At 34.1% G+C, this 23,261-nt stretch carries 16 protein-coding genes; 5 read left to right on the top strand and 11 right to left on the bottom strand.

What is annotated here, in order from left to right:
* Nucleotides 1-10: 10 nt before the first annotated feature.
* Genes P2W65_RS11085 through P2W65_RS11075 form a run of 3 tightly spaced genes read right to left on the bottom strand, consistent with a single transcriptional unit; the run spans nt 11 to nt 3,559 of the window.
* Nucleotides 11-637 (bottom strand): AAA family ATPase, encoded by a 627-nt coding sequence (locus P2W65_RS11085; RefSeq protein WP_289665551.1) that lies wholly within the window; start codon nt 635-637, stop codon nt 11-13.
* Nucleotides 637-1,515, bottom strand: a complete 879-nt coding sequence (locus tag P2W65_RS11080; protein ID WP_289665550.1) for an AAA family ATPase — start codon at nt 1,513-1,515, stop codon at nt 637-639. Before P2W65_RS11080 ends, P2W65_RS11085 begins: the two co-directional genes overlap by 1 nt.
* A gap of 10 nt (nt 1,516-1,525) precedes the next feature.
* Nucleotides 1,526-3,559: a hypothetical protein gene (locus P2W65_RS11075; protein WP_289665549.1), complete on the bottom strand. Its 2,034-nt coding sequence runs from the start codon at nt 3,557-3,559 to the stop codon at nt 1,526-1,528.
* Between the two features lie 356 nt (nt 3,560-3,915).
* Between P2W65_RS11075 and P2W65_RS11070 the strand changes: the two genes are divergently transcribed.
* From P2W65_RS11070 to P2W65_RS11055, 4 genes are all read left to right on the top strand, one after another.
* Nucleotides 3,916-4,596, top strand: coding sequence for a S24 family peptidase (locus P2W65_RS11070; protein WP_289665548.1), 681 nt, complete (start codon nt 3,916-3,918; stop codon nt 4,594-4,596).
* A gap of 685 nt (nt 4,597-5,281) precedes the next feature.
* Nucleotides 5,282-6,229 (top strand): alpha/beta fold hydrolase, encoded by a 948-nt coding sequence (locus P2W65_RS11065; RefSeq protein ID WP_289665547.1) that lies wholly within the window; start codon nt 5,282-5,284, stop codon nt 6,227-6,229.
* A gap of 385 nt (nt 6,230-6,614) precedes the next feature.
* Nucleotides 6,615-8,882 (top strand): catalase/peroxidase HPI, encoded by a 2,268-nt coding sequence (gene katG / locus P2W65_RS11060; RefSeq protein ID WP_289665546.1) that lies wholly within the window; start codon nt 6,615-6,617, stop codon nt 8,880-8,882.
* Nucleotides 8,883-9,348: 466 nt separating this feature from the next.
* Nucleotides 9,349-10,113 (top strand): hypothetical protein, encoded by a 765-nt coding sequence (locus P2W65_RS11055; protein ID WP_289665545.1) that lies wholly within the window; start codon nt 9,349-9,351, stop codon nt 10,111-10,113.
* Nucleotides 10,114-10,154: 41 nt separating this feature from the next.
* On the opposite strand, the gene dcm is transcribed toward P2W65_RS11055, so the two are convergent.
* From dcm to P2W65_RS11030, 5 genes are all read right to left on the bottom strand, one after another.
* Nucleotides 10,155-11,141, bottom strand: a complete 987-nt coding sequence (dcm, locus tag P2W65_RS11050; protein WP_289665544.1) for a DNA (cytosine-5-)-methyltransferase — start codon at nt 11,139-11,141, stop codon at nt 10,155-10,157.
* A gap of 241 nt (nt 11,142-11,382) precedes the next feature.
* Nucleotides 11,383-11,622 (bottom strand): hypothetical protein, encoded by a 240-nt coding sequence (locus P2W65_RS11045; protein ID WP_289665543.1) that lies wholly within the window; start codon nt 11,620-11,622, stop codon nt 11,383-11,385.
* A gap of 332 nt (nt 11,623-11,954) precedes the next feature.
* Nucleotides 11,955-14,072 carry a cation:proton antiporter gene (locus P2W65_RS11040; RefSeq protein ID WP_289665542.1) on the bottom strand — a complete coding sequence of 706 codons (2,118 nt, stop codon included), beginning with the start codon at nt 14,070-14,072 and terminating at the stop codon, nt 11,955-11,957.
* A gap of 3 nt (nt 14,073-14,075) precedes the next feature.
* Nucleotides 14,076-14,651 carry a hypothetical protein gene (locus tag P2W65_RS11035; protein WP_289665541.1) on the bottom strand — a complete coding sequence of 192 codons (576 nt, stop codon included), beginning with the start codon at nt 14,649-14,651 and terminating at the stop codon, nt 14,076-14,078.
* 190 nt (nt 14,652-14,841) lie between these two features.
* On the bottom strand, nt 14,842-15,444 hold the full coding sequence (locus P2W65_RS11030; RefSeq protein ID WP_289665540.1) for a murein L,D-transpeptidase catalytic domain-containing protein: 603 nt from the start codon (nt 15,442-15,444) through the stop codon (nt 14,842-14,844).
* A 301-nt stretch (nt 15,445-15,745) separates the two neighbouring features.
* Between P2W65_RS11030 and P2W65_RS11025 the strand changes: the two genes are divergently transcribed.
* Entirely contained in the window at nt 15,746-16,657 is a 912-nt protein-coding gene (locus P2W65_RS11025; RefSeq protein WP_289665539.1) for a bifunctional helix-turn-helix transcriptional regulator/GNAT family N-acetyltransferase, read from the top strand.
* Nucleotides 16,658-16,709: 52 nt separating this feature from the next.
* On the opposite strand, the gene P2W65_RS11020 is transcribed toward P2W65_RS11025, so the two are convergent.
* The 3 genes from P2W65_RS11020 to P2W65_RS11010 form a co-directional block, all read right to left on the bottom strand.
* Nucleotides 16,710-18,218, bottom strand: coding sequence for an aminotransferase class V-fold PLP-dependent enzyme (locus tag P2W65_RS11020; RefSeq protein ID WP_289665538.1), 1,509 nt, complete (start codon nt 18,216-18,218; stop codon nt 16,710-16,712).
* A gap of 13 nt (nt 18,219-18,231) precedes the next feature.
* Nucleotides 18,232-20,247 carry a protein-disulfide reductase DsbD family protein gene (locus tag P2W65_RS11015; RefSeq protein ID WP_289665537.1) on the bottom strand — a complete coding sequence of 672 codons (2,016 nt, stop codon included), beginning with the start codon at nt 20,245-20,247 and terminating at the stop codon, nt 18,232-18,234.
* Nucleotides 20,248-20,465: 218 nt separating this feature from the next.
* On the bottom strand, nt 20,466-23,258 hold the full coding sequence (locus P2W65_RS11010) for a M16 family metallopeptidase (protein ID WP_289665536.1): 2,793 nt from the start codon (nt 23,256-23,258) through the stop codon (nt 20,466-20,468).
* Between the last annotated feature and the right edge of the window lie 3 nt (nt 23,259-23,261).

The following is a 23,261-nucleotide window of genomic DNA, read 5'->3' as shown; positions in this document are numbered from 1 at the left end:
AGATTATTTTTTATTTTTTAATAGCGCTTCCATGATACAAAAGCGCAGTTTTTTCGTTTATAGCGATTATTCCTCCAGGACATCTTCCGGCAACAAAAGCGGTCAGTCCTTCAATTCTGATGTATATTTTGGCTAGTTTTTTGGCCAATTTGGCTGTTGCTGTATAAGGTTCTTTTTTTTCCTCATGAGCAAGAAATATCATCGTAGTATTTTGAAAATCAGAAGTAAATCGTCTAAAAGCTCCATTTTTTAATTCATCATTGTAAATGGTCATATTATCAAAGAACACTATTTTTGGTGCCTGGCGTTTAGACAATCTTTCTTTCACTAATTCTATTTCGGTGTAATCTGAAAACTTAATTTTTCTGGATGATGGATCTATTTTTGCGCGTTGTGCATTGGCCTGAAACTCTTTTCCTGTTCCTTCTTCTGCAGAGATGTACCAGACATTTTCATATTGCGTTAAGAACTCGGCCAGTTTTAGAGCAAAGAGTGTTTTGCCATTTTTTTCTGCTCCGTAAATGATCCACACACCTCCTTTTTCTGGTTTGCCAAATGCATCGCCCCAGATTCCGTCAAAGTCGAACTCGTCGAACTTTTTTTCAAACAATGTTTTGGGAGATATTGCTCTTGCCATTATATTCCTATTTTGATGAGTGTTTCTAGATATCTAAGTGTTGTTTCTTTTTTGATGCATTGATTAACGAGCATCTTAGTTTTCGTTCGGTCTTCTAAATTTGCATTAGCTACATCGCTGATTAATTGGCTGTAAAAAATTGTACGGTCTAATTTTCCATTAGGCACCAGTTTTACATATTCATCTGAAAACCGACTGAATATTTCGGCGAAACCAACTTTTTTATTGCTAATTCCTTTTTGGATTTTAACCCTCAATCCATCGGCGCCAATCATATACCATCCGCAAGCGCCATCTGTTCCATTCCATAATTCTTTTAATTCTAGAAAAGCATTGTATTCTAAGTCTCCAGCTTCATCCAGAATAATTAATGGTTTCTCGAGCGTGGTTATGTAATATTTTAAATTGGCCTTAACATCACTATATCTACCCTGATTGTCTATGCCAAGGGTTTTGGATAACAGTCGGATAAATTGCTGTTTACTTTTAGCCTGTGAGCAGTCTATATAAAAAGTATTTTTCATTTTTTTGATGATGTGTTTCGTGCAGAACGTTTTCCCGATTCCGCAGTCGTCAACCAAAACCATTGATTTGCTTAAAGCGGCACAAAAATTTAAATTATCCTCAATTTCCGAATAGACAGCTGTTCTGGCTACTCTCCAATTGTCTTCAAAAACATTAACCTGTAGTTCCCGACCTAAAGAAATCCAAGTTGTATCGGATAAGATTCGTTCCATTTCTCCATTTTTTAATCGAGAATAAATGGAAGGCTTAATTCCTTTTGACTTAGAAAAATCTGAATCTGAACCACCATAATTTTGACGAGCTTCAATAAGTGCAAGTCGTACTTTTTGTCTGAATTCGTTTGTTAGGTTCATTTTTAATTATTTATTGAATAAAATTTCTTTTCCAGCTTGGTATTGCTGTTGTCTGCGTTAGCATTAGAGCATCTTCATCTTGGTCTTCAAAAATTTCAGGAAAGTGTTCTTCTTTTGCTTCAAACCGTTTAAGGTTCGAAAACTTAAAATTGGAATTGACTGTTTTAGCTCTCTTGTCTGTAATGTTGATATTTTCAAATTTTGATCGCTGCTGTCTTGCAAATGACTCAACCGATGCTACATAAGAACTTTGTAAAACTCTGGCTTCGTGATCTGCTTTTGTTCTTTCAATACTGGCTCTATTGTATCTTGGCATCTCTACGATTTCGCAAATCAATCTTTCATTAAAATACACTAGAGCTTTTATCACTTGTCCGTCGTTTCCATCGAGCCAATACACTACAACTTCTTTACTTTCAATTATCTTGAGAATATTTATTAGCGCCTCTCCTGTTAAGATACTGCCCTCATTAGCAATGGCTCTTTTTCTGCCCTGAAGTGTTACATATCCAAGTCTGCATGATGTCTCTGTTTTGTATCCTATTATGGGTAAAATTGCTTCCCAGTTCGTAGGTTTTAAATCTGGATGCTGTTTCTTCAAGAAATAATCAAATCGGCTTATTGATCGCTCTGTCGGATGAGGCATATTATTCCATTGTTCAATCTCAATCATACGATCGTTAACAAGCTGATTGTATGGAATAATTTTGTTTTCACCAGGACCAGCCTGATTGGACTCTTTCTTCGCATGAGGCCTGCTGATCCAGCCGTAGGATTCTTTCTCAATATCATATCTAATTTTGCCAAACATTCTTTCAATATATTTACCACTAGCTTTATTGGCAATAATTCTTGTACTTTGAAACATGGCTCCAGGACGCAGGAGCGTATTTCTAAAATTACTATTCAAAGAACTTTCACATTCTAACTCATGTGGCAGAGGCAATTTCCACTCGGTATGATTTCGAACCATCTGGCGGTAAAAATCGGTTATGATTCCTTCTTTGGTTTTACCATAAACAACCGTTGTAAAACATTGGGAGGCAATATCACAACCAATATAAAACCATACTCTTTTTCCTTTTTCGTACCAAAATGGAGGATTTCGATCGTCAATAGATATAATAGAACCCGAATAAACTGGCATATCCATCTGATGCGGAGTCGTGTACTCTTTCATATATTTTTGCCTGTCACCGCTTCTGGATAAATGTGTAGCAATTCTATTTTCCCATTTATTGATGTAATTAATTATGGTAGTGTTCGAAAGTGCTTTATAATCTTTTGGATTGAGTAATTCTCCCGTCTCTTCATTAAAAATTTCTGCATATCCGTTTAAAAAAGCATCATAATGTCGAGCAACTTCTGAAGGCGTAGGTTTGTGCAGCTGATTTTTAAATAAACCATTAAAAATTACCTCTGTTTTATCGTCTACTTTTCGTGCATTGTTCGTTTTTCCTCCATTTGGATCTTTAATTATTGGATAATAAAGATCTTTTTTACAGTCCTTTAAAAGTTTTTTAAACTGTTTTTCACTTGCCGGCAGATTATGGCTCACCTCATGTTTTATTTTTAATGTGATATTGAATTGTTCAACATCTTTAACCAAAATTGCCAGCATACCGCGAATTGATCCTCTCAGTTTTATTCTTTCTTGAAAGCGGGCTTCTTCCAGTTTAATTGCTGCGCTCATTACACTTGCATTTATAATGTATCTTTCCTGCTCCTCTGCTTCTAATGCATTTCCAGCTCTTTTAAATTTGGTATAATACCTAACCGCTTGGGGATCAAATTCAAAAAAAGGTTCTAGTGGATTATCAATTCTTCTAGGATCTCCTAATTCATCTTGTATGGCTATTTTTAGGGAATCAAAGTCTATCAATAATTTTCGGCCGTTTCCTCCTAATTGAAGGCGTTTTATGCCAAAGGGCTTCTGTTTGTATCGATTAAGCTCTGATTGCAAGGTTTTCAGACAATTCCAATACTTTGGAACAAGTTCGTCCAATTCAACTGCAACTTTATTATTTATCCAGAGGTATGGCATGATTTTTTGATTGTTATATTAATACTGGTTTTAATTTTTAGTGTCTGTTTCTAATTTATTTCTTGTAGAATTGTTCAATAGTTTCCTTGATTTTCTTTTCCAGAATTTTGTAATCTTTTTTTATCGTATCTGCCGAAATACTGTTGCGATTTCCTGACAAACACTGGCGGATAAAAAAAGAGGTAAAACCATGTTTTTCGACTATTGCTTTAATTATTTGCTGGTTGTATGTGAACCTTTTATTTTTTTTAGTTTCTTTGTTCATTGCTCTATTTGTTTTTTATGATGAAGCAAATGTATACAGTATTCTGTAAATAAAAAAGCAAAAAATACAATATTCTGTAAATAATTTTATAATGAAAGAGATAACACTAAGGTTTATAGAGGTTTACAACCATTTTCTTCTAGCAAAAAAAGTAGACTCTGCATCTGATTTTGCTAAAAAAGTAGGCATAAGTACTTCTATGATGAACGAGATTTTGAAAGAGAGAACCAATGTGGGGATTAAGCCGATACAGAATACTGTACATGTTTTTCCAGAAATTTGTCTAGAGTGGCTAATAAAAGGTGAGGGAATGATGATTAAAAGAAAATCAGGAAATGAAGTTAGTGACGAGCTTCGCAAGAATGAAATAATTCAGTCAATTGGTATTCCTTTAATTCCAATTGAGGCAATGGCTGGCTATAGTGCCGGAGAAGCAACTGTACTTGAATTGGACTGCGAACGATTTTTGATTCCGACTTTTAAAGGGGCTGATTATCTTATACAAGTAAAAGGGTCAAGTATGTATCCAAAATATAATAGCGGAGATATTGTGGCATGTAAAAACCTTTCTCTTGCCGATATGTTTTTTCAATGGAACAAAGTTTATGTTTTAGATACTATTCAAGGGGCCTTAATTAAAAGAATAAAAAAAGGATCTTCAGAAGAACATATATTAATTGTAAGTGACAACTTGAACTATGATCCATTTGAACTGCATAAATCACAGATTCGTGCGATTGCGATTGTAATAGGTGTTATACGTTTAGAATAAACTGCAACTTTTTTATCTGAATCGATTAAAAGCTCGAAAAACACTGAAATACCGCAACTTATGCGGTATTTTGCTTTATTCTAAATGTAAATAAGATGCTTGAGTTTAGCTGTTTTTTGCAGATTTATAGTTTAAAATGAATTTAAGATACTTTAAACTAATTCAGATTTACTTTGATTTGAATATCCAAATGAATACCCAGCTTAATAAAGAAGAATAAAAAATAAATTAAGAAGGTTCGATTTATTATTGAAAATTCCACAGCATGCTTGGGCTTGTTTGTTTTTGCATGCTTTGATAATACTTCAAAGTAGTATGTAAAAGTAATGTGTAAAGAGAAAGAATAGGTCTAACTTCGGAAGTTTTGTTTTTTAGACACTTTGTTCTACTCTATTTATAAAGTATTGATTTTAAGCTTTATTTTAGCCTTTTTATTATTTATTCTATTTGGAAGTATTGTTTTGTTATGGATATACGAAACAATACTATTTTTTAATTTTATTACTCGACCCGTCATTTTCCATCATTAATTGGCAGTTTAAAAACATAGAAATTTATTACAAATAATAAATTCAACTTTACAAAAAACTTTTATTTTTGCCTACAAACAAATACGAATCAATGCATTAAAGAAGAATATTTCAAGTAATAAAGCTCATTTCTAAATTTAAAACCAATTAAACAGATGAAAAAAATACATTTTGTAGTACTTTTTATTGCTTTACTTTCGAATAAATCATTTGCACAGACTCAAACTCATTATGATACTTTATCGATAGGCAAAATAAAACAAGTCATCTCTTATAAAGGAAATCAGACTTCTCCCCTAATTTTATTTTTGCATGGCGGGCCTGGCAGTTCACGAATGAATCAAGCGGAAAAATTCACAAATAAACTTGAGAATCATTTTTTAGTGGTTCAGTGGGATCAAAGAGATGCAGGAAGAACACTAGCTCTTAATAAGTCTTCGGAGCCAATTACGTTAGAACTAATGGAAAAGGATACTTATGAATTGGTAAAACTTCTTTTAAAAAAATTTAATAAACAAAAAATATATCTCGCAGGCGAATCTTGGGGAACCGTATTGGGATTTTATATGACTAAAACGCATCCCGATTTATTAAATGCTTATCTGGCGTTCAGTCCTGTAATTGACCAGACAAAAAGTGAGCAAATACTGCTGGATAAACTCAAAGCTGACGCGAAAGAAAAACATAACAATAGAGCCGAAAAAGAATTAAAAACAGTAAAGATTCCTTTTGAAAACTACGAGCAAATATTTTATTCCCGAAAATGGATGTTTAATTATGATGGACAGCCCTTTGCTGATAAAGATACAACTGTAGTAAAAGAATATCTTAAATCCTGGTCAGACACTTGGATGCCAACATGGAATAAAGCTATTAAACAGAATCTTTTTAAAGATCTTCCTTCTGCGAAATGTCCCGTATATTTCTTTATTGGCGAAAAAGATCTCCAAACCAACTTTACTATTGCCAAAGAATATTTCGAAAAACTAAAAGCACCTAAGAAAAAAATATTTTTGTTTAAGGATGCCGGCCATTCTGTTTTGATTGAAAAATCAGAGGAAGTTCAAAAAATCATTATTGATGAGATTTTAAAAAGCAATTAAAAGCAATTCAAAAAAACTCATCAACTTTTTAGAAAAAACAAATGATGATTGACAGTAATTTAAAAAGTCTAATTTATATTAATTGACTCATATAATGGCATTTTAAGTAAAACAACCTATAATAACACCTCATCAAAATTTCAAACATTAGAGTTTAAAATTAAATTAAAAAATAGGCAGAAAAAGTATTTTTCTGCCTATTCTATTTTCATAAAGCAACATACACTGCAATAGATACATTCATTACAAAACCTCTTTTAAAATAGATTAAATCTATAACACTACATCGATTTAATATCTAATTGCTAAATCTTGCTTTTTATTTATCTGTAACTTTGAGAGATCAGAATTAAAAAAAACAAAAAACTTTAAAAAATTTCAGCTTATGGATAACACAAATGACATCAGCAAATGCCCTTTTCACAATGGCCAATTGAATAATACTCCAGGTGGAGGAACCAAAAACCGAGATTGGTGGCCGAACCAGTTAAAAGTAAGTATTTTGAGACAGCATTCTCCAAAATCAGATCCAATGGGAGAAGATTTTAATTATATTGAAGCTTTCAACAGTCTTGATCTTGAAGCCGTAAAAAAAGATCTTCATGCCCTTATGACCGATTCACAAGATTGGTGGCCTGCAGATTTTGGACATTATGGAGGATTGTTTATTCGTATGGCATGGCATAGTGCTGGAACTTATCGCGTACAAGATGGACGTGGAGGAGCTGGTGCTGGGCAACAGCGTTTTGCACCGCTAAACAGCTGGCCTGATAATGTTAGCCTTGATAAAGCACGCAGACTCCTTTGGCCTATCAAACAAAAATATGGCAAAAAAATCTCGTGGGCCGACTTAATGATACTGACTGGAAATGTTGCTTTAGAATCTATGGGATTTAAAACATTTGGTTTTGCTGGAGGGCGTGAAGATGTTTGGGAACCAGACGAAGCAGTTTATTGGGGATCTGAAACAGAATGGTTAGGAGGCGATATTCGCTACGGAAATGGTTCGCCAGGTGTTCCTAAAGATCATGGAGTAGTATCATCTGATGATGATGCCGATGGAAGTGTACATTCAAGAAATTTGGAAAAACCTTTGGCAGCAGTACAAATGGGACTTATTTATGTGAATCCTGAGGGACCAGACGGAAATCCTGATCCAATCGCAGCCGCAAAAGATATTCGAGATACTTTTGGCCGTATGGCTATGGATGATGAAGAAACTGTAGCATTAATTGCAGGTGGACATACTTTTGGAAAAACGCATGGTGCTGCATCATCAGACAATGTAGGGAAAGAGCCTGAAGCTGCTGATCTAGAAATGCAAGGTTTTGGATGGAATAATAAATATCGTTCTGGAAAAGGCCCTGATGCCATCACAAGTGGACTTGAAGTTATTTGGACTAAAACCCCTACTCAATGGAGCAACAACTTCTTTGAAAATCTTTTTGAATATGAATGGGAACTTTCAAAAAGTCCAGCTGGTGCACATCAGTGGGTAGCAAAAAATGCTGAAGCTATTATTCCTGACGCTTATGATGCTACAAAAAAGCACCTGCCTACAATGTTAACAACTGACTTATCTTTAAGACTAGATCCTGCTTACGAAAAAATATCACGCCGTTTTCTTGAAAATCCAGACGAATTCGCTGATGCTTTTGCGCGCGCATGGTTCAAACTAACACATCGTGATATGGGGCCTCGTGCACGTTATTTAGGACCAGATGTTCCTCAAGAAGAATTATTGTGGCAGGATCCGATTCCAAGTGTTGATCATCCATTAGTAGATGCTAATGACATAACTACTTTAAAAGTGAAAATAAAAGAATCAGGAGTGAATGTTTCTCAATTGGTCGCTACAGCTTGGGCATCTGCTTCTACTTTTAGAGGATCTGATAAAAGAGGTGGTGCTAATGGTGCACGCATCGCACTTGCACCGCAAAAAGACTGGGAAGTTAACAATCCTGCACAGCTAAAAGAAGTACTAGCTAAACTTGAACAAATTAAGACGGAATTCGACAACTCTAACAACGGAAAAAAAGTTTCTCTTGCTGATTTAATAGTTCTTGCTGGTTCAACCGGTATCGAGATCGCAGCTGAAAAAGCTGGAAGCCCAATTACTGTCCCATTTTCTCCAGGACGTATGGACGCTTCACAAGAACAAACTGACATAGAATCTGCTGGTTATTTAGAACCTAAAACAGATGGATTCCGTAATTACCGCAGAACAAAATCTTCTGTTTTCACTGAGGAACTTTTGATTGATAAAGCGCATTTATTAACATTAACAGCTCCTGAGCTGACTGTTCTTTTAGGCGGTTTAAGAACATTAGAAATCAATACTGATGGTTCTAAAAATGGAGTATTTACAGATCGTCCTGGGCAGCTTACAAATGATTTCTTTGTAAATCTTCTGGATATGAATACACAATGGAAAGCCTTATCTGAAGATCGAGAACTTTACTCTGGAACCGACCGTAAAACCGGTCAGCTTAAATGGATTGGAACTCGTGCTGATCTTGTTTTTGGATCTAATTCAGAACTAAGAGCTATTGCAGAGGTTTATGCAAGCAGTGATGCACAGCAGAAATTTATTCATGATTTTATTGCTGTATGGACTAAAGTTATGAATCTGGATCGCTTTGATCTAATTTAATTTTATAAAATAAAAAAACTAAAAAAATGGCGGTCTCTATTAAGACCGCCATTTTTATTTAATTATACTGATTAGCATCATTTTATTAAAAAACAAACGGTCAATCTTATTATAATAATTGCTTCTGAGGTCATTTTCCACTTTTCGGCATTGAGATAAACCTTTAAATAACTGTAAAATCAAATAATGATTTCGCAACATCTAATAAAACGAATTCTCTTCATTACCATCAATATAAACGGTTAAAATGTTGATAAGAGCATAAATAAAAAATCATAGCAATTCATTTTTATTTCAAAAAAAAGAAAGAAAAAACTTATTTTTAATAAGTTTAAAATTATATTTGAAAACTATATTTCAAAAGACTTTTAGAAGAAAAGGCTCATATCTTTTGTTAACAGAAACTGAGCCATAACTAAAATGATTACAGTACTTGTAAAAATATCATTTTATAAAACATACAGCTATGAAACTGAACCACAAAGTATTTGATCATAAAGATTATTATTATGTTAGCAATGTAAAAACCTTTACAGGTTCTCCAATATCAGAAATTGATATTCAAAAAGTTATAAATTTTTCATTTGAAATGTGTTTCGGAAAAGGGCATCATAGAAATTGCAGAACAGGTGGACAATATCAAAGAACAAAAAGCGAGAAATTCTGCAATACTTTTCAAGGAAAATTAGCAGAGGTTCTACTTTACAATTATTTTAAAGCCAAAAATCTTAACTCTAAAGAACCTGATTTCGAAATTTACGGTGAAGGTGTTTGGGATGATTCAGATTTGGAAATTAAGGGTAGAAAAATCAATGTTAAATCTGCCGCAGCTCAGTCCAATTTATTGCTTCTTGAAACAAAAGACTGGAATCATCAAGGACAATACATTCCAAATCTTTCCTTAAATAACGGCTCTACAATTCAATACGATTATTTCATTTTGGTTAGAATTCAACCGGATATTAAAAAACTATTTACTGCTAGAAAATATTTGTATACTGATGAAATGACTAAAGAAGAAATAGAAAAATTAATTTTCAATTCGGTCTGGGAATTTGATATAGCCGGATATTGCAGCCACCAAGATCTTAAAAATACAATCAATAATAATGATGTCCTTCCTCAAAACGCAATGCTAAATCAATATACTAAAATGGATGTCAGCAATTACTATATTCAAAGCGGCGATCTACATCCTATTGATGGTTTAGTACAGCTATTAAATTCTTAAATCAGACAATAATAACTTCAGCAGAATTCTGAAGTGAAAAATTATTGCACTTCATTAGTCAATACTGGGACATTTTCTAGGACTTCCAATATTTTTTTAGATAATGCTTCAATTACTGGAACACTTACAGAGTTTCCTGCCTGTTTGTACAAACTGGAATTGGCCAGTTTGGCCGGAATTTTAAATGAATCAGGAAAACCTTGGAATCTTAAACATTCTCTCGGCGTCAGCTTCCTAAATCCAAAATCTGTTTTTATTAAAGGAACATTATGGCCGCCAGTTCCCATATTTGCAGTTAAAGTTGGGCAGACATTCGATTTATTTTCTCTTACATACTGCCTTCTGAATTGATATACTGTATCTTTTGACTTCATTGTCTCTTTCAGCATATTGAACATGTATTTATCTTCCTTATAATAGAAATTCTCTTCTACTTTTTCTTTTGTAATTACATCTTCAATTGTTCGAGTCAATTCTTCTTTCTTTGGAAACTCAAAAGTTCTTTCTGCATCAGGATACTCCAATGTATCAAATGCCACCATAAATATCCTTTCTCTATTGTGAGGTATGTTCCCGTAATCTTTGGTATTTAAAACTTGTGATTGAAAGGAATAGTTTCTTTCTCTTAAGGAAGATTCAATCACTTTCATTGTTTTTCCGTTGTCGTGATTTACAAGGTTTTTTACATTTTCTAAGAATATTACTTTAGGTCGCATTGTATCTGCGAAATCTAAAATTCTAAAAAAATGATTCCCTCTATTATCATCAAAACCTTTTCTATAACCAGCTACAGAAAACGGCTGGCAGGGAAATCCGCCAGTTAAAATGTCAACTTTTGGAATAGTATCTAAATCCAATTGCAAAACATCTCCTTCTATAAGCGTATGTTTGAAGTTTTCTCGGTAAGTTACACAAGCATTTTTATCAAACTCATTGGCCCAAAGTAAGTCAAATCCAGAATTTTTAAATCCCATACAAATTCCACCAATACCTGCATACAAACTTCCTACCTTAAACTTTTCACTCATTGCTCTTACTCTTTTTTATGCCAATTTGTACTTAAAGCACAAATATACATGTTATCCTGATTATAATATTAGACAAATATCGGCATCAGTCAAATTTTAAGCAATAGTATGGCCTGGTATATCTTGTAAAAAATCCATTCTTTGAGTAAATATCAATATCTAAAATTAAATAAAAAACTTCCCTTTACAGCCAGCAAAGAGAAGTTCTCATCCAAATTTAAACGGCAGAACACCTTGTATTCTAACCGTTACGAACAATATAAAAAAGTATTTCTTCCTCTAATTCTTTAGATAAAATTTCACATTCCTGCTCTTTCAGGAAATTTTTTTCCTTTTTCTTTCTGTAGTTTTCTCCATTTACAACGTTATCACAGTAATTGTCGCAAATCCCCCTAAATTTTTCATCAATTAAATACATCTTGCGTATTGATTCAAAATACTCAGCAAACTTCATATTATATAATTGATCAGGTAAAGACATCTTCTTGAAATTTAAATATTATTAAAATCAATAATCCACACTGCTGTAAAAATTCTACATTGCTTTAAATCTTTATTTTCATTATTGTGTTTTTTGAAAGTTTCATTTTAAAGGTTTCCAGAAGTAAAAACTGATTACACTTTCAAGAACATCAAAGTTATAACCACAATCAATTTAAAATTGTACCAAGTTTCTAAATTCGGTTTCAAATTATAATTTGAAACGAAGTTTTGATTTTATGAAACATTGAGTAATGCCTTTCGTTAAGTACTAAAAAAAATCAGTGTATCTCTTTACTAATTATCTTATTTACAAAAACAACAAAACACTAATCATTTAAAAATATTTCTAATCGCTTTTCCTATTTCAGCAAAATCATCATGGCTACTTACTGATCTTTTTTCTGTATTGTTTTTAAGTGTTTTAGAAAAAGGATAAATCAACATATAGTTATTATTATTGAATTTCTCATTCAAAAGATCTGGTACATCTCTCATCTGCGAAAAATACGAATGCATTCCTTTATCTCCCATCATAATAATCAGCCCTTCATTTTCTTCAATAGTAATTGCGGTCTGCATGGCATTATTCCAATCTAAAAGAACATCAAATGTGGCTTCTATAGAGGCTTTTTTAGCGATTCTTTTTAGAATGTTTAAAGTTTTTTCTTTCCCATAAAAACTCATTTTCGCACCAGAATTACGCCCTATATTCCAGATTCTCAACATCGAATGAAAAAATCCTGCATCCACTTCGGCGTCGGCTGGTATGAAAACCAAATATCTTTTAACAGTAGCTGCTGGCTGTACAGCATGATACACCATCAAATTTATGTTCTTATTTCGCAGATAGCCGTTATATAAATTATAGACAAACGAAGCCGAAAAACCTTTCCCTCCCTCTAGTCCTACTATAAGATCACTAATTTCTTTTTCTTTTATAACATTACTTATTCCTCCTGCCGTATCATTATCATGACGGGTTATGGGATACAATTCAACATCGGCAGCAGCAGCCGCTTTAACTGCAGTATCCATTATTTTTTCGGCATTTTTAACAGAAGATTCATTAGCATCTTCATTAATTACATTAACAGCATAAAGCGCTTTGTTGGATGCTGTTTTGACCATTAGTCCGAGATTTACCATCTTATCTACAGTTGCTTCATGATTAACTGCCAGCAATATATTTTCCTTTTCTTCACTTTTGCCCGAAACGGTATTATCTTTATCTGCCTGTGCTATACGCTGTGCACTTGCCATCGAAACAAACGAAGATATGGTACAGGATACTAGAATAAGAAGAATACTGCCGTTAAGAACATGTTCATTCAAAAGTCTGATAGGTTCTCCCGCATCATTTTCTCCAATAATTATGTTATACCCTACCATAACAGATGCCAATGTCGCCGCTGCTGATGCTGCACTCATTCCAAAAATAAGCTGTCCTTCATCATTGGTAAGTTTAAATGTTTTTTTGGTCAGCATGGCTGCAGAGTATTTTCCGCCTATGGATGCAATAAGCATAATTGTGGCTACCCATAATGTTTCCCAGCTTTGTATAAAAGCATTAAAATCAATCAGCATTCCGACGCTTATTAAAAAGAAAGGAATGAAAATCGCATTTCCCACAAATTCTACTCTGTTCATTAATGATGAAGTATGCGGAATTAGTTTGTTTAAAGCCAATCCAGCAAAAAATGCACCAATAATAGATTCAATTCCTGCTAATTCAGCTAGAAGTGCGGCAAGATAAATCATAACAATCACAAAAAGATATTGAGATATTTTATCTTCGACAGTTTTAAAAAACCAACGTGCGATTATCGGAAAAACTAATAACACAATTAAAGTAAAAACAACCATTGAAACGGAGAGCTTAACCCAAAAAGCAGTTCCTGCTTCTCCCTGAGACATACCAACAATAGCGGCAAGAACCAAAAGCGAAAGCACATCTGTAATCATGGTACCTCCCACTGTTATATTTACCGAAAGATTTTTTGCAATCCCTAAACCACTGACCATTGGATAAACAATTAAGGTGTGTGACGAAAAAAGACTAGCAAATAGAATCGAAGTAAGGAGTGAAAATCCTAAAACATAATAACCTCCAACCAGCCCTAAAATAAACGGAACAGCAAAAGTGAAAATCGAAAAAATAATGCTCTTCCATTTATTCTTTTTAAAATCGGCCATGTCAATTTCCAGACCGGCTAAAAACATAATATACAAAAGACCTGTAGTTCCTGTGACCACTACGCTGCTATCTCTTGACAATACGCCAAAACCATTTGGACCGATAATAGCTCCAGCAATAATAAGTCCTAGCAGATGCGGTACTTTTATTTTATTTAGCAAAAGCGGAATACATAAAATGATGATAATTTCGATAAGAAACTTCAATAACGGATCTTCAATAGGAAGACTTATATGGTGAATACTCAGCAGCATAAATTACTTTTTATTAGATGGAGTAAGTTCAACTGAGAATTTTGCTGTACAGTTATCCTGGCCAGTTATAGTCTGCGTGCCTTTTATGATATTTTTTTTAATATCGTCAAGCACTACGCTTACTTTAATTTTGTTTTTAGCAGAAGTTTCTTTAGCCGAATCAAGAACTATTTTGTTTTCTAAATACTGTCCCGTAAAAACACGTTTAATTTCATTATTACTTAAAACATTGGTGTACATCCCAACAGAATCAGATATAAATTCCCAAACTTCACTGCGTTGGTCGCCAATAACGTAATTACTGCAGTTCGATTCTCTACAGATCATTTTACTATTCCATTTGATTCTAAGGCCATCTGGCCATTCTTTTGTTTGAGAAACGGTGTCTTTAAATTTAGAAACAGACAGCAGGCTATCTTTGAATTTTAAGAGCTTATCATATTCTGCTTCTTTATCTTGAAATTGTTTTTCGCGTTCTAAAAGTGCATTTTCACGAAGAATGAGTTCCTGTTCTTTTTTATTACCGCAGGAAGACAAAATGGATATAAAAAATAGAAGAAAAAGCTTTCTTGAAGTCATAAGATTTGATTTTGGACTATACAAGGTAAGCAGAAAAATTCTTTTTTAAAGACTAAAAACAAATAAAAAAAAGATTTTACTCTAATTAACAGCCTATGTTTTAGCAGAAACATATTGGACAAAAAAAAACAAGAGCCCAAAAAGGCTCTTGTTTTCATGATGAGAATCTCTCTCTTATATTTTTTTATTTCTAGTAATAAACAGAAAGCATGATTTTAGAATCTGAACCCTCAATAAACTTGTCAAGTCTTTTAAAGAATGCTTCGCTTACCATTGGGCAACCGTGACTGTTAATGATGTAATATTCTTTTTCATCATCTGGAACTTCTTTGTAACAGTGAAGAACGATAGCTCTTTTTTGAGCATTATTATTTGTTTCATCCATTCCGCTTAGTCTGTAAGCTTTACCAAAAACGCCTTTGTATGCTTTTTCCACACCATAACGGCCTAGGGAAGTACAATTAGAATTTGGCAGATTACTGAACTGTAAAATATCTCCTTTAATACCAGTTTCAGATCCAGAACCATGTGCAACAAGTCCTTGATCGATAATTTTTTCATTTACAAGATCGTAAACAAAAAAACGATTTTTTCCAGATTTGATTTTCATATCAACCAGAAAAGCAATTTTCTTGCTGTAACCACGATTCGAAGCTACAAAAGTTTTTACTTCACTTACATGTTCTGTAAGTCTTGCGAATTCAATTTCATTTAATATTTCTTTTCTGTCCGTTAGGTTGTAGGTTGTAAACGAACTAAGAGAAAAAAGCAGTGCTACAAAAAATATTCTCATAAGCAGGCTATAATTAAAGTTAAAAAACAGATTTGGGTTCCATGTCAAAAAAACAAAATCGTTGTTCTCCTCTTTGACTTTGCAAAATTATGTACAAATTTTACACAATTCCCACATTTCAGATGTTAAATATATTATAAATATTTGATTATATGAGTCTTATCAGCTTTTTTTTTTAGTTTACAATTGTTTTTCTTACTAAATAAAGCCTTTAACTTCTTAAAACATCTAATTAGTTGACAAAAGCAACTAAATTTTCATATATTTGCCTCTATAATACAATATCATTATAACCATGAATATGTCAACTTCAAAAATTAGAAGTTTCAACCGCTTTTATACTGCACATTTAGATATCTTAAATAAGCATTATTTGGACAGTGATTATTCTTTAACAGAAGTTCGTATCCTATACGAAATCAGCGAAAGCGAAATCATAACTGCTCAAAAATTAACTGATATTTTAAATCTAGACAAAGGTTATCTCAGTAGAATCCTGAAACGTTTTTTAAAAGAAAATTTAATCACTAGGATTTCATCCAACGAAGACAAAAGAGCTTTTAATATCAAACTGAGTAATTCAGGGAATGATTTATTAAGTGCTTTAAATGATAAATCTGAAAAGCTAATCGAGAATAAAATTGAAAAACTGAATTTTACTGAAAAAGAAATGTTAGTCAGTTCTATGCAAAAGGTTAGAAATCTTTTGACAGAAAATAAAATAGAACGTCATGAAATTTCGTATCGTCATAACATTAATCCTGGCGATATTGGATACATCATTTATCTTCATGGTTATATTTATGAAAACGAATCTAATTTTTCTACTGATTTTGAAAAATATGTAATCAAGACTTTTTATCATTTCTTAGAAAATTATGACCCCGAAAATGACCGAATCTGGATGGCAGAATACAATAACAAAATTGTAGGATGCGTAGCAATTCAGCATCAGCCAGAAAATGAAGCGCAACTGAGATGGTTTTTACTTGATCCTGCTTTTAGAGGACTTGGAATCGGCAAAAAACTCTTAACTGATGCAGTAGCTTTTTGTCGAGAGAAGAAATTTAAGAATGTATTCCTTCTTACAACCAATCTTCAAAATAAAGCACTTGGAATGTATAAACTGGCCGGTTTTGAACTTACCTCATCTGAAGAAGTAACGGAATGGGGAAAAACGTTTAATGAGGAACGTTATGATTTAAAACTGTAATAAAAAAAGAACCTCCAAAATCAACTGACTTTGGAGGTTTATTTTTTTGTTTTTAATCTAACGAAAACCACTCTTTCACATTCTCTTCAATAGTTTCTTTTATCAAAAGATGATCAAACTCATTGGTTACAGGATTGTATTGATAGGCTTTCTGCCATTCTTCAATATTTAAAACAATCTGTTCAACTGCATTACAGATAAATAAAAGCTCCTCGTTTTTCATGGTTGGATGAAGTGAAACCCTTACCCAACCTGGTTTTTCAGTTAAGTTTTTCTGAAGAATTCCGTTTGTAATTGCTGCCGATTTTTCTTCATCAATATCCAATAAAAAATGAGCATAAGTACTCGCACAAGACCAGCCTCCGCGAACCTGAATTCCGAATCTGTCATTTAAAAGTCTTACCATCAAATTGTAATGAATATTTTCGACGGTAAATGAAACACAGCCGATTCTTTCGGTTTCTAAATCTCCTAAAATAGTTAAACCTTTTATTTTCTGTAATTCAGAAAAACAAAGGTGCAGGAGTTCTGTTTCTCTATTTTTCATTTTTTCGACCCCCATTTTGTCTTTTAATTCCAAACATAGAGCCGTTCTCATGACCTGCAGAAAACCTGGGGTTCCGCCATCTTCTTTCACTTCAATAGCATCACTGTAATGATATTCTCCCCACGGATTGGTGCATTTTACATTTCCCCCACCCGGATTATCTGGAAAATTAGATTGATATAGTTTTTCATTGAAAACCAAAATACCACAGGTTCCAGGCCCTCCCAAAAATTTATGAGGCGAAAAGAAAATGGCATCCAATTGCTGTTCTGGATCTTTTGGATGCATATCAATTTTTACATAAGGTGCTGAAGCCGCAAAATCAACAAAGCAATATCCTCCATTTTGATGCATTACTTTTGCCAGTTCATGATAAGGCGTAATAATTCCTGTTACATTGGAACAAGCGGTAAACGAACCAATTTTAAGTCGTCTATCAGCATATTTTTTCAGTTCTTTCGATAGAATTTTTGGATCAACCAAATTGTTTTGGCCGCAAGGCAGCACAACAACGTCGGCAATGGTTTCGTACCACGGCACTTGATTGGAATGATGTTCCATATGTGTGATAAAAACTACAGGTCTTTCCTCATCATAATTGAGTTTAACGCTGTAAATATTATCCTCAGAACGCAGTCCCATAATACGCTGCAGTTTATTTAAAGCCGCCGTCATTCCAGTTCCTGTTGCTACCAAACAATCTGTTTCTGATGCATTTACATGCTTCTTAATCAATTGTCTTGCATATTGATAAGCGTAAGTCGAGGCTTTTCCTGTCTGGCTGGAAAAAGAATGTGTATTGGCAATCATCGGACCAATTTTTCGCAGCATAATATCTTCAATTGGAAAATACAATCTTCCGCTGGCAATCCAATCGGCGTATAGTAAATGCTGTTGTCCGTAAATCGACTCAAATCTATGATTAACTCCTATCGTATTTTCTCTGAATTCAGAAAAATAGTTCTCCAATTTACTTGGTTTTGTTTTCAAAATAGTATCCATTTCGTCTATCATTTCTTAAAATGGTTTATTTTTTAAAGTTTTTAATCCCGCTTTGTAGCCAGTTGTAATATTCGGTTATATCTGGATTATAAGCTGAAGTTTCTGTCAAAGAATTACTGCTGTGATCTACAATTACATAAAATGGCTGTGCGTTTGCCTTGTAAGTTTTAATCTGTAAATCACTCCATTTGTTTCCGATGGTTTTGATTTTTTTTCCAGTAGTTTCAGAAACATACTGTTCGTTTTCTGGCAATTCTTTTTTATCATCTACATAAAGTGAAATTAGCACCACATCGTTGTTTAAAACTCCTAAAACTTTAGGATCAGACCAAACCAATTCTTCCATTTTTCGGCAGTTTACACAGGCGTATCCTGTGAAATCCAATAAAACAGGTTTTCCTTCTTTTTTTGCATATTCCATCCCTTTCTCATAATCATGAAAAGTGATAATGTTCTGCGGACCGTGTTCTGCTCCTTCTGGCAGCGAAGCCGTTATTTTCAACTCCGAATTACTAGAGACACCCAATCCATTTGGAGATTCGCTGTACTGCATTGGAGGAGGAAATCCGCTGATTAATTTTAAGGGTGCGCCCCAAAGTCCCGGAATTAAATAAATAGTAAAACTTAAAACGATGAGTCCAAAACCTAATCTCCCGACAGAAATATGATTTAAAGGTGAATCATGTGGCAGTGTAATTTTTCCGAATAAGTAAAAAGCCAACATACCAAAAACCGCGATCCAAATCGCTAAGAAAGTTTCTCTTTCTAACCAATGCAATTGCAATACTAAATCGGCATTGGATAAAAATTTGAAAGCTAAAGCTAATTCCAAAAAACCTAAAACCACTTTCACAGTATTCAGCCAGCCTCCTGATTTTGGCAATGCATTTAGCCAGCCTGGAAAAGCGGCAAATAATGAAAACGGTAATGCAATAGCAATTGAAAATCCTAACATTCCCACAATTGGAGCGATTCCGCCTTTTGAAGCCGCTTCAACCAACAAAGTTCCTACAATGGGTCCTGTGCAAGAAAAAGAGACAATGGCTAAAGCCAATGCCATAAAGAAAATCCCAATCAGTCCTCCTCTATCAGCCTGCGAATCCACTTTGTTAGCTAATGCATTGGGAAGCATAATTTCGAAAGCGCCCAAAAAGGAACAGGCAAAAACTACCAATAAAACAAAGAAAATCAGGTTGAACCAGACGTTTGTTGAAAGCGCATTTAACGAATCGGCACCAAAAACGGCTGTTACAATGGAACCTAGTAAAACGTAAATGATTACAATTGAAAAACCGTAAATCATCGCATTTCTAATTCCTGCCGCTTTGGTTTTACTCTGCTTTGTAAAATAACTAACCGTCATTGGGATCATTGGAAAAACACAAGGTGTTAATAAGGCCGCAAAACCGGATAAAAAAGCTAAAATAAAGATAGTTAGCAATCCTCTTTGTTCATTTTTCTTTGGAACTTCAGCCGTTGCTGTTTTTCCAGATTTTTCAGTTTTATCAACAGCTTTTACCAAAGTTACTTCTTCAGTAATTACCGAATCTTTTTCCGCAGCTGGAGTTTCTTCCGCCACTGTTTTCTTTTCTACAGGAATTTTAAAGGCTAATTCTTCTGTTGTCGGCGGTAAACAGTTGCTGTCATCACAGACCATAAATTCTACTTCTCCGTCAATGTTCGAAACGCCTTCTGAAGTCAGTTTTATTTTCTGTGTAAAAAGCGCCTTATCTTCAAAATACTTAATTTTCATATCGAAGATTTTATCAACAACCTCATGTCCTTTTTCTTCTGTTGTTTTTCCGATAAGTTCAAACTTTTTACTGCTGTTTTTGAAAGCGAAAGCGGTTCTTGAAGGACCTCCTTCTTCAATATATTGTCCGTATAAATGCCAGCCGGATTGTATCACGGCTTTGGCTTTTAAAATATATTCTTTATCTGATACTTTCTCTACAGATGTCGACCATTTTACAGGATTATACATTTGGGCAGACATACTCACTGAAAGGAACAGCAATAATGTAATGATACTATTTTTCATTGTTTTTTTGAGTTTGATTAAAAAAAAGAGCTGCTTGCCGACAGCTCTTGAAGGTCTTCCTATAAAATATGGCTTACTAATTCAGATTTTAAAATGAAGTATTTGGAAGACTTTTTTTTAGTATTCAGTGTTCAGTTTTTTAGTGTTCAGTCCTGTTAAACTTTGACAAAGCTTTTAACGGTGAACAAACTGAACACTAAAAAACTGAACACTTACCACTATTTCAACGGATTTCCGCTTTGGTCAAGAGAACCCGATTTGATAATAATCATTTTATCCAGTTTTACATACTTTTTGATCGCATCGTTTACCTGCTGTAAAGTCGCTTTTTCAATGTCTTTTGGATACTGATCAATGTAGTTTGGCTCCAATCCTCTTTCCATGAAACTTAAAATTGTTCTTGCCATTCCGTTTGTCGTGGACATTCCAACTTTAAAACTTCCGATTAAATTGGTTTTCTTGTTCTCAAGCTCTTCAGCTGTAATTCCGTCTTTTACCCATTTGTCCACCTGAACCATAGTCGCATCCAATCCTTTCTGGAATAAATTCGGGTTGAAAGAAGCATTTACAAACCAGTAACCGCCCGTTTCAATATTTCCCCCTAGACCAGAAGAAATGCTATATGTTAAACCGTCAACGTCACGAACTGTCTGCATTAAACGGCCTGCAAAACCAGCACCAAGAGTATAATTTCCAATGAAGAACGGAATATAATCAGCATCTGCCCTTTTTAAACCTGTAAACTGTCCGATGAATAATTCTGCACTTGGTTTTTCAGGTATACTAACTACTTCTGTTTTTGAAGCTGCTTTTGAAGCTTCTTCAAATTTCAACTTTTCTGAAACGCCGCCGTTCCAGTTTTTGAATGATTTTTTTAGTGACGCATTTAAATTGGCTCCATCTGTGTCTCCCACAATTACAAGACGCATAGAAGCAGTCCCAAAATATTTTTTATGGAACGCTTTTACTTCATCAAGCGTTGCATTTTTAATATTAGCAATATTATCTTCAACATTTAAACTATAATTCGGATTTGTCTTGGGATAAATTGCTTGAGATAAAGCTATACCGCCCCTTTCTCCAGGATCATTTAAACTCTGCTGTGTATTCCCAATAAACTGCTGTTTTAAATTTTCGAATTCTTTAGCATCAAACAACGGATTTTTCAACTCTTCTGCCAATAATGCCACAACTTGATCCAGATCTTTTTTCAGACATTTAAATCCGATATTGATTTTAAATGTAGAAGCGTTTACGTTTAAAGTAACTCCTAATTTTTGAAGTTTTTCTGAGAACTTAAATTTGTCATTCAGCGTTGTTCCTTTTGACAGCATCGAAGCCGTTAAAGCTGGAATACTATTATTTTTAGTTTCACTCGCATAATTTCCTAATGAAATACTCGCTGCAACAGTAACAAAATCCTTAGCAGAAGTTTTTACTGAAACTACATCTATTCCTGCAACCTTTTCTCTTTTATAAGCTGATGCCGATTTCTCAATTACTTTATCATTAAAAGTAATTGCAGCATTATTTTTTTGTTCTGCTAAAACAGCTTTTACTTCACTTTCTTCATGAATATGTCCGTCTTCTGAATGTCTATAATAAAACGGTCCGTTCTCTGGCATAAAATTAGCAGCCTGTCCTGTTTCTTTTTTCTGTGAACCTGCTTGTTTTGGAATAAAATAACCTGTTGTACTCTGGTCTTCAACCAAATATTTATTGGCAACACGAAGTACATCTGCTGGAGTTACTTTTTTCAATCGGTCAACACCGGTTATATAATCTGTCCAGTCTCCAGCTGCAATAGCTTCGTTCAAAGCTGAAGCAATAACGCCAGAACCATCACGTGCTAAAATAGTTTGAGCGCTTATTTTTGCAACTACCCTATTTACCTCATCTTGAGTCACACCTTCTTTCTGGATTTTAGCCACAACCTCGCTGATTTTAGCATCGATATCTTCGTGTTTTGAACTTGTTGGAAATCCTACCCCAATTGTAAACAATCCCACTTCTTTAAACTCCGTTGCGCTTGCATAGGAATAAATTCCCAGACGAGTATCAACGAAAGTTTTGTTCAAAATAGCCGATGGACCATTACCAATAATTTGCGCTAGAATCCCTAAAGCAGGAAGATCTTCGTGCAGAGCACCAGGGATTTTATACGCTTTATTTACTACACCCAGTTCTCCAGGTTTTCTAACTACAATTTTACGAGGCCCATATTGCTGCGGTTCTTCTGTATAAGGCTGAGGCATTACATGCGGTGCTTTTGTGATTTTTCCGAAATATTTTTCGATCAATTCAAAAACATTTTCTTTTCTGAAATCTCCGATAATGGTCAAAGTAGCATTATCCGGCCAGTAATACGTATTATAAAAATTCTTTAAAACCTCAATCGGTGCTTTTTCAATGTCCGATTTCCATCCAATTGTCGAATGGTGGTATGGATGCGCAATATAAGCCGAAGCCCAGATTTCCTTATCCAATAAACTGTTTGGATTGTTTTCGCCGCGTTCAAATTCGTTGCGAACTACCGTCATTTCAGCTTCTTTATCTTCTTTGGTTAATAAAGAATTACGCATTCTGTCCGCTTCAATCTGAAGCGCTAATTCTATTTTATCACTTGGCAGTGTTTCAAAATAATTAGTACGATCGTACCAAGTTGTGGCATTTAATTGTGCTCCAGTATTTTGAAGGACATCAGTAATTGTATTTCCATTCTTTTTGTTGAAAGTCGGCGTTCCTTTAAACATTAAATGCTCTAAAAGGTGAGTTGATCCCGTGTTTCCTAACACTTCATGTTTAGACCCTACTCGGTACACAATCTGCACCGTGGCAACTGGTGAAGCATTATCTTGTAAAAGAAGCACGCTCATTCCATTTGGCTGGTATAAATATTCTTCAATTCCACCTAATTCTTTGATTTTCTTAAAATTAACCGATTTATTCTGCGCTGAAATTAGGGTGCAGAAAGCCAGTGAGCAATAGCCCAGAAAGATGTATTTTTTCATTTT

Source organism: Flavobacterium panacagri (genome assembly GCF_030378165.1).
GTDB classification, from domain to species: domain Bacteria; phylum Bacteroidota; class Bacteroidia; order Flavobacteriales; family Flavobacteriaceae; genus Flavobacterium; species Flavobacterium panacagri.
The sequence above is the reverse complement of the archived record's forward strand: the minus strand, read 5'-3'. Positions and strand labels throughout refer to the sequence as shown.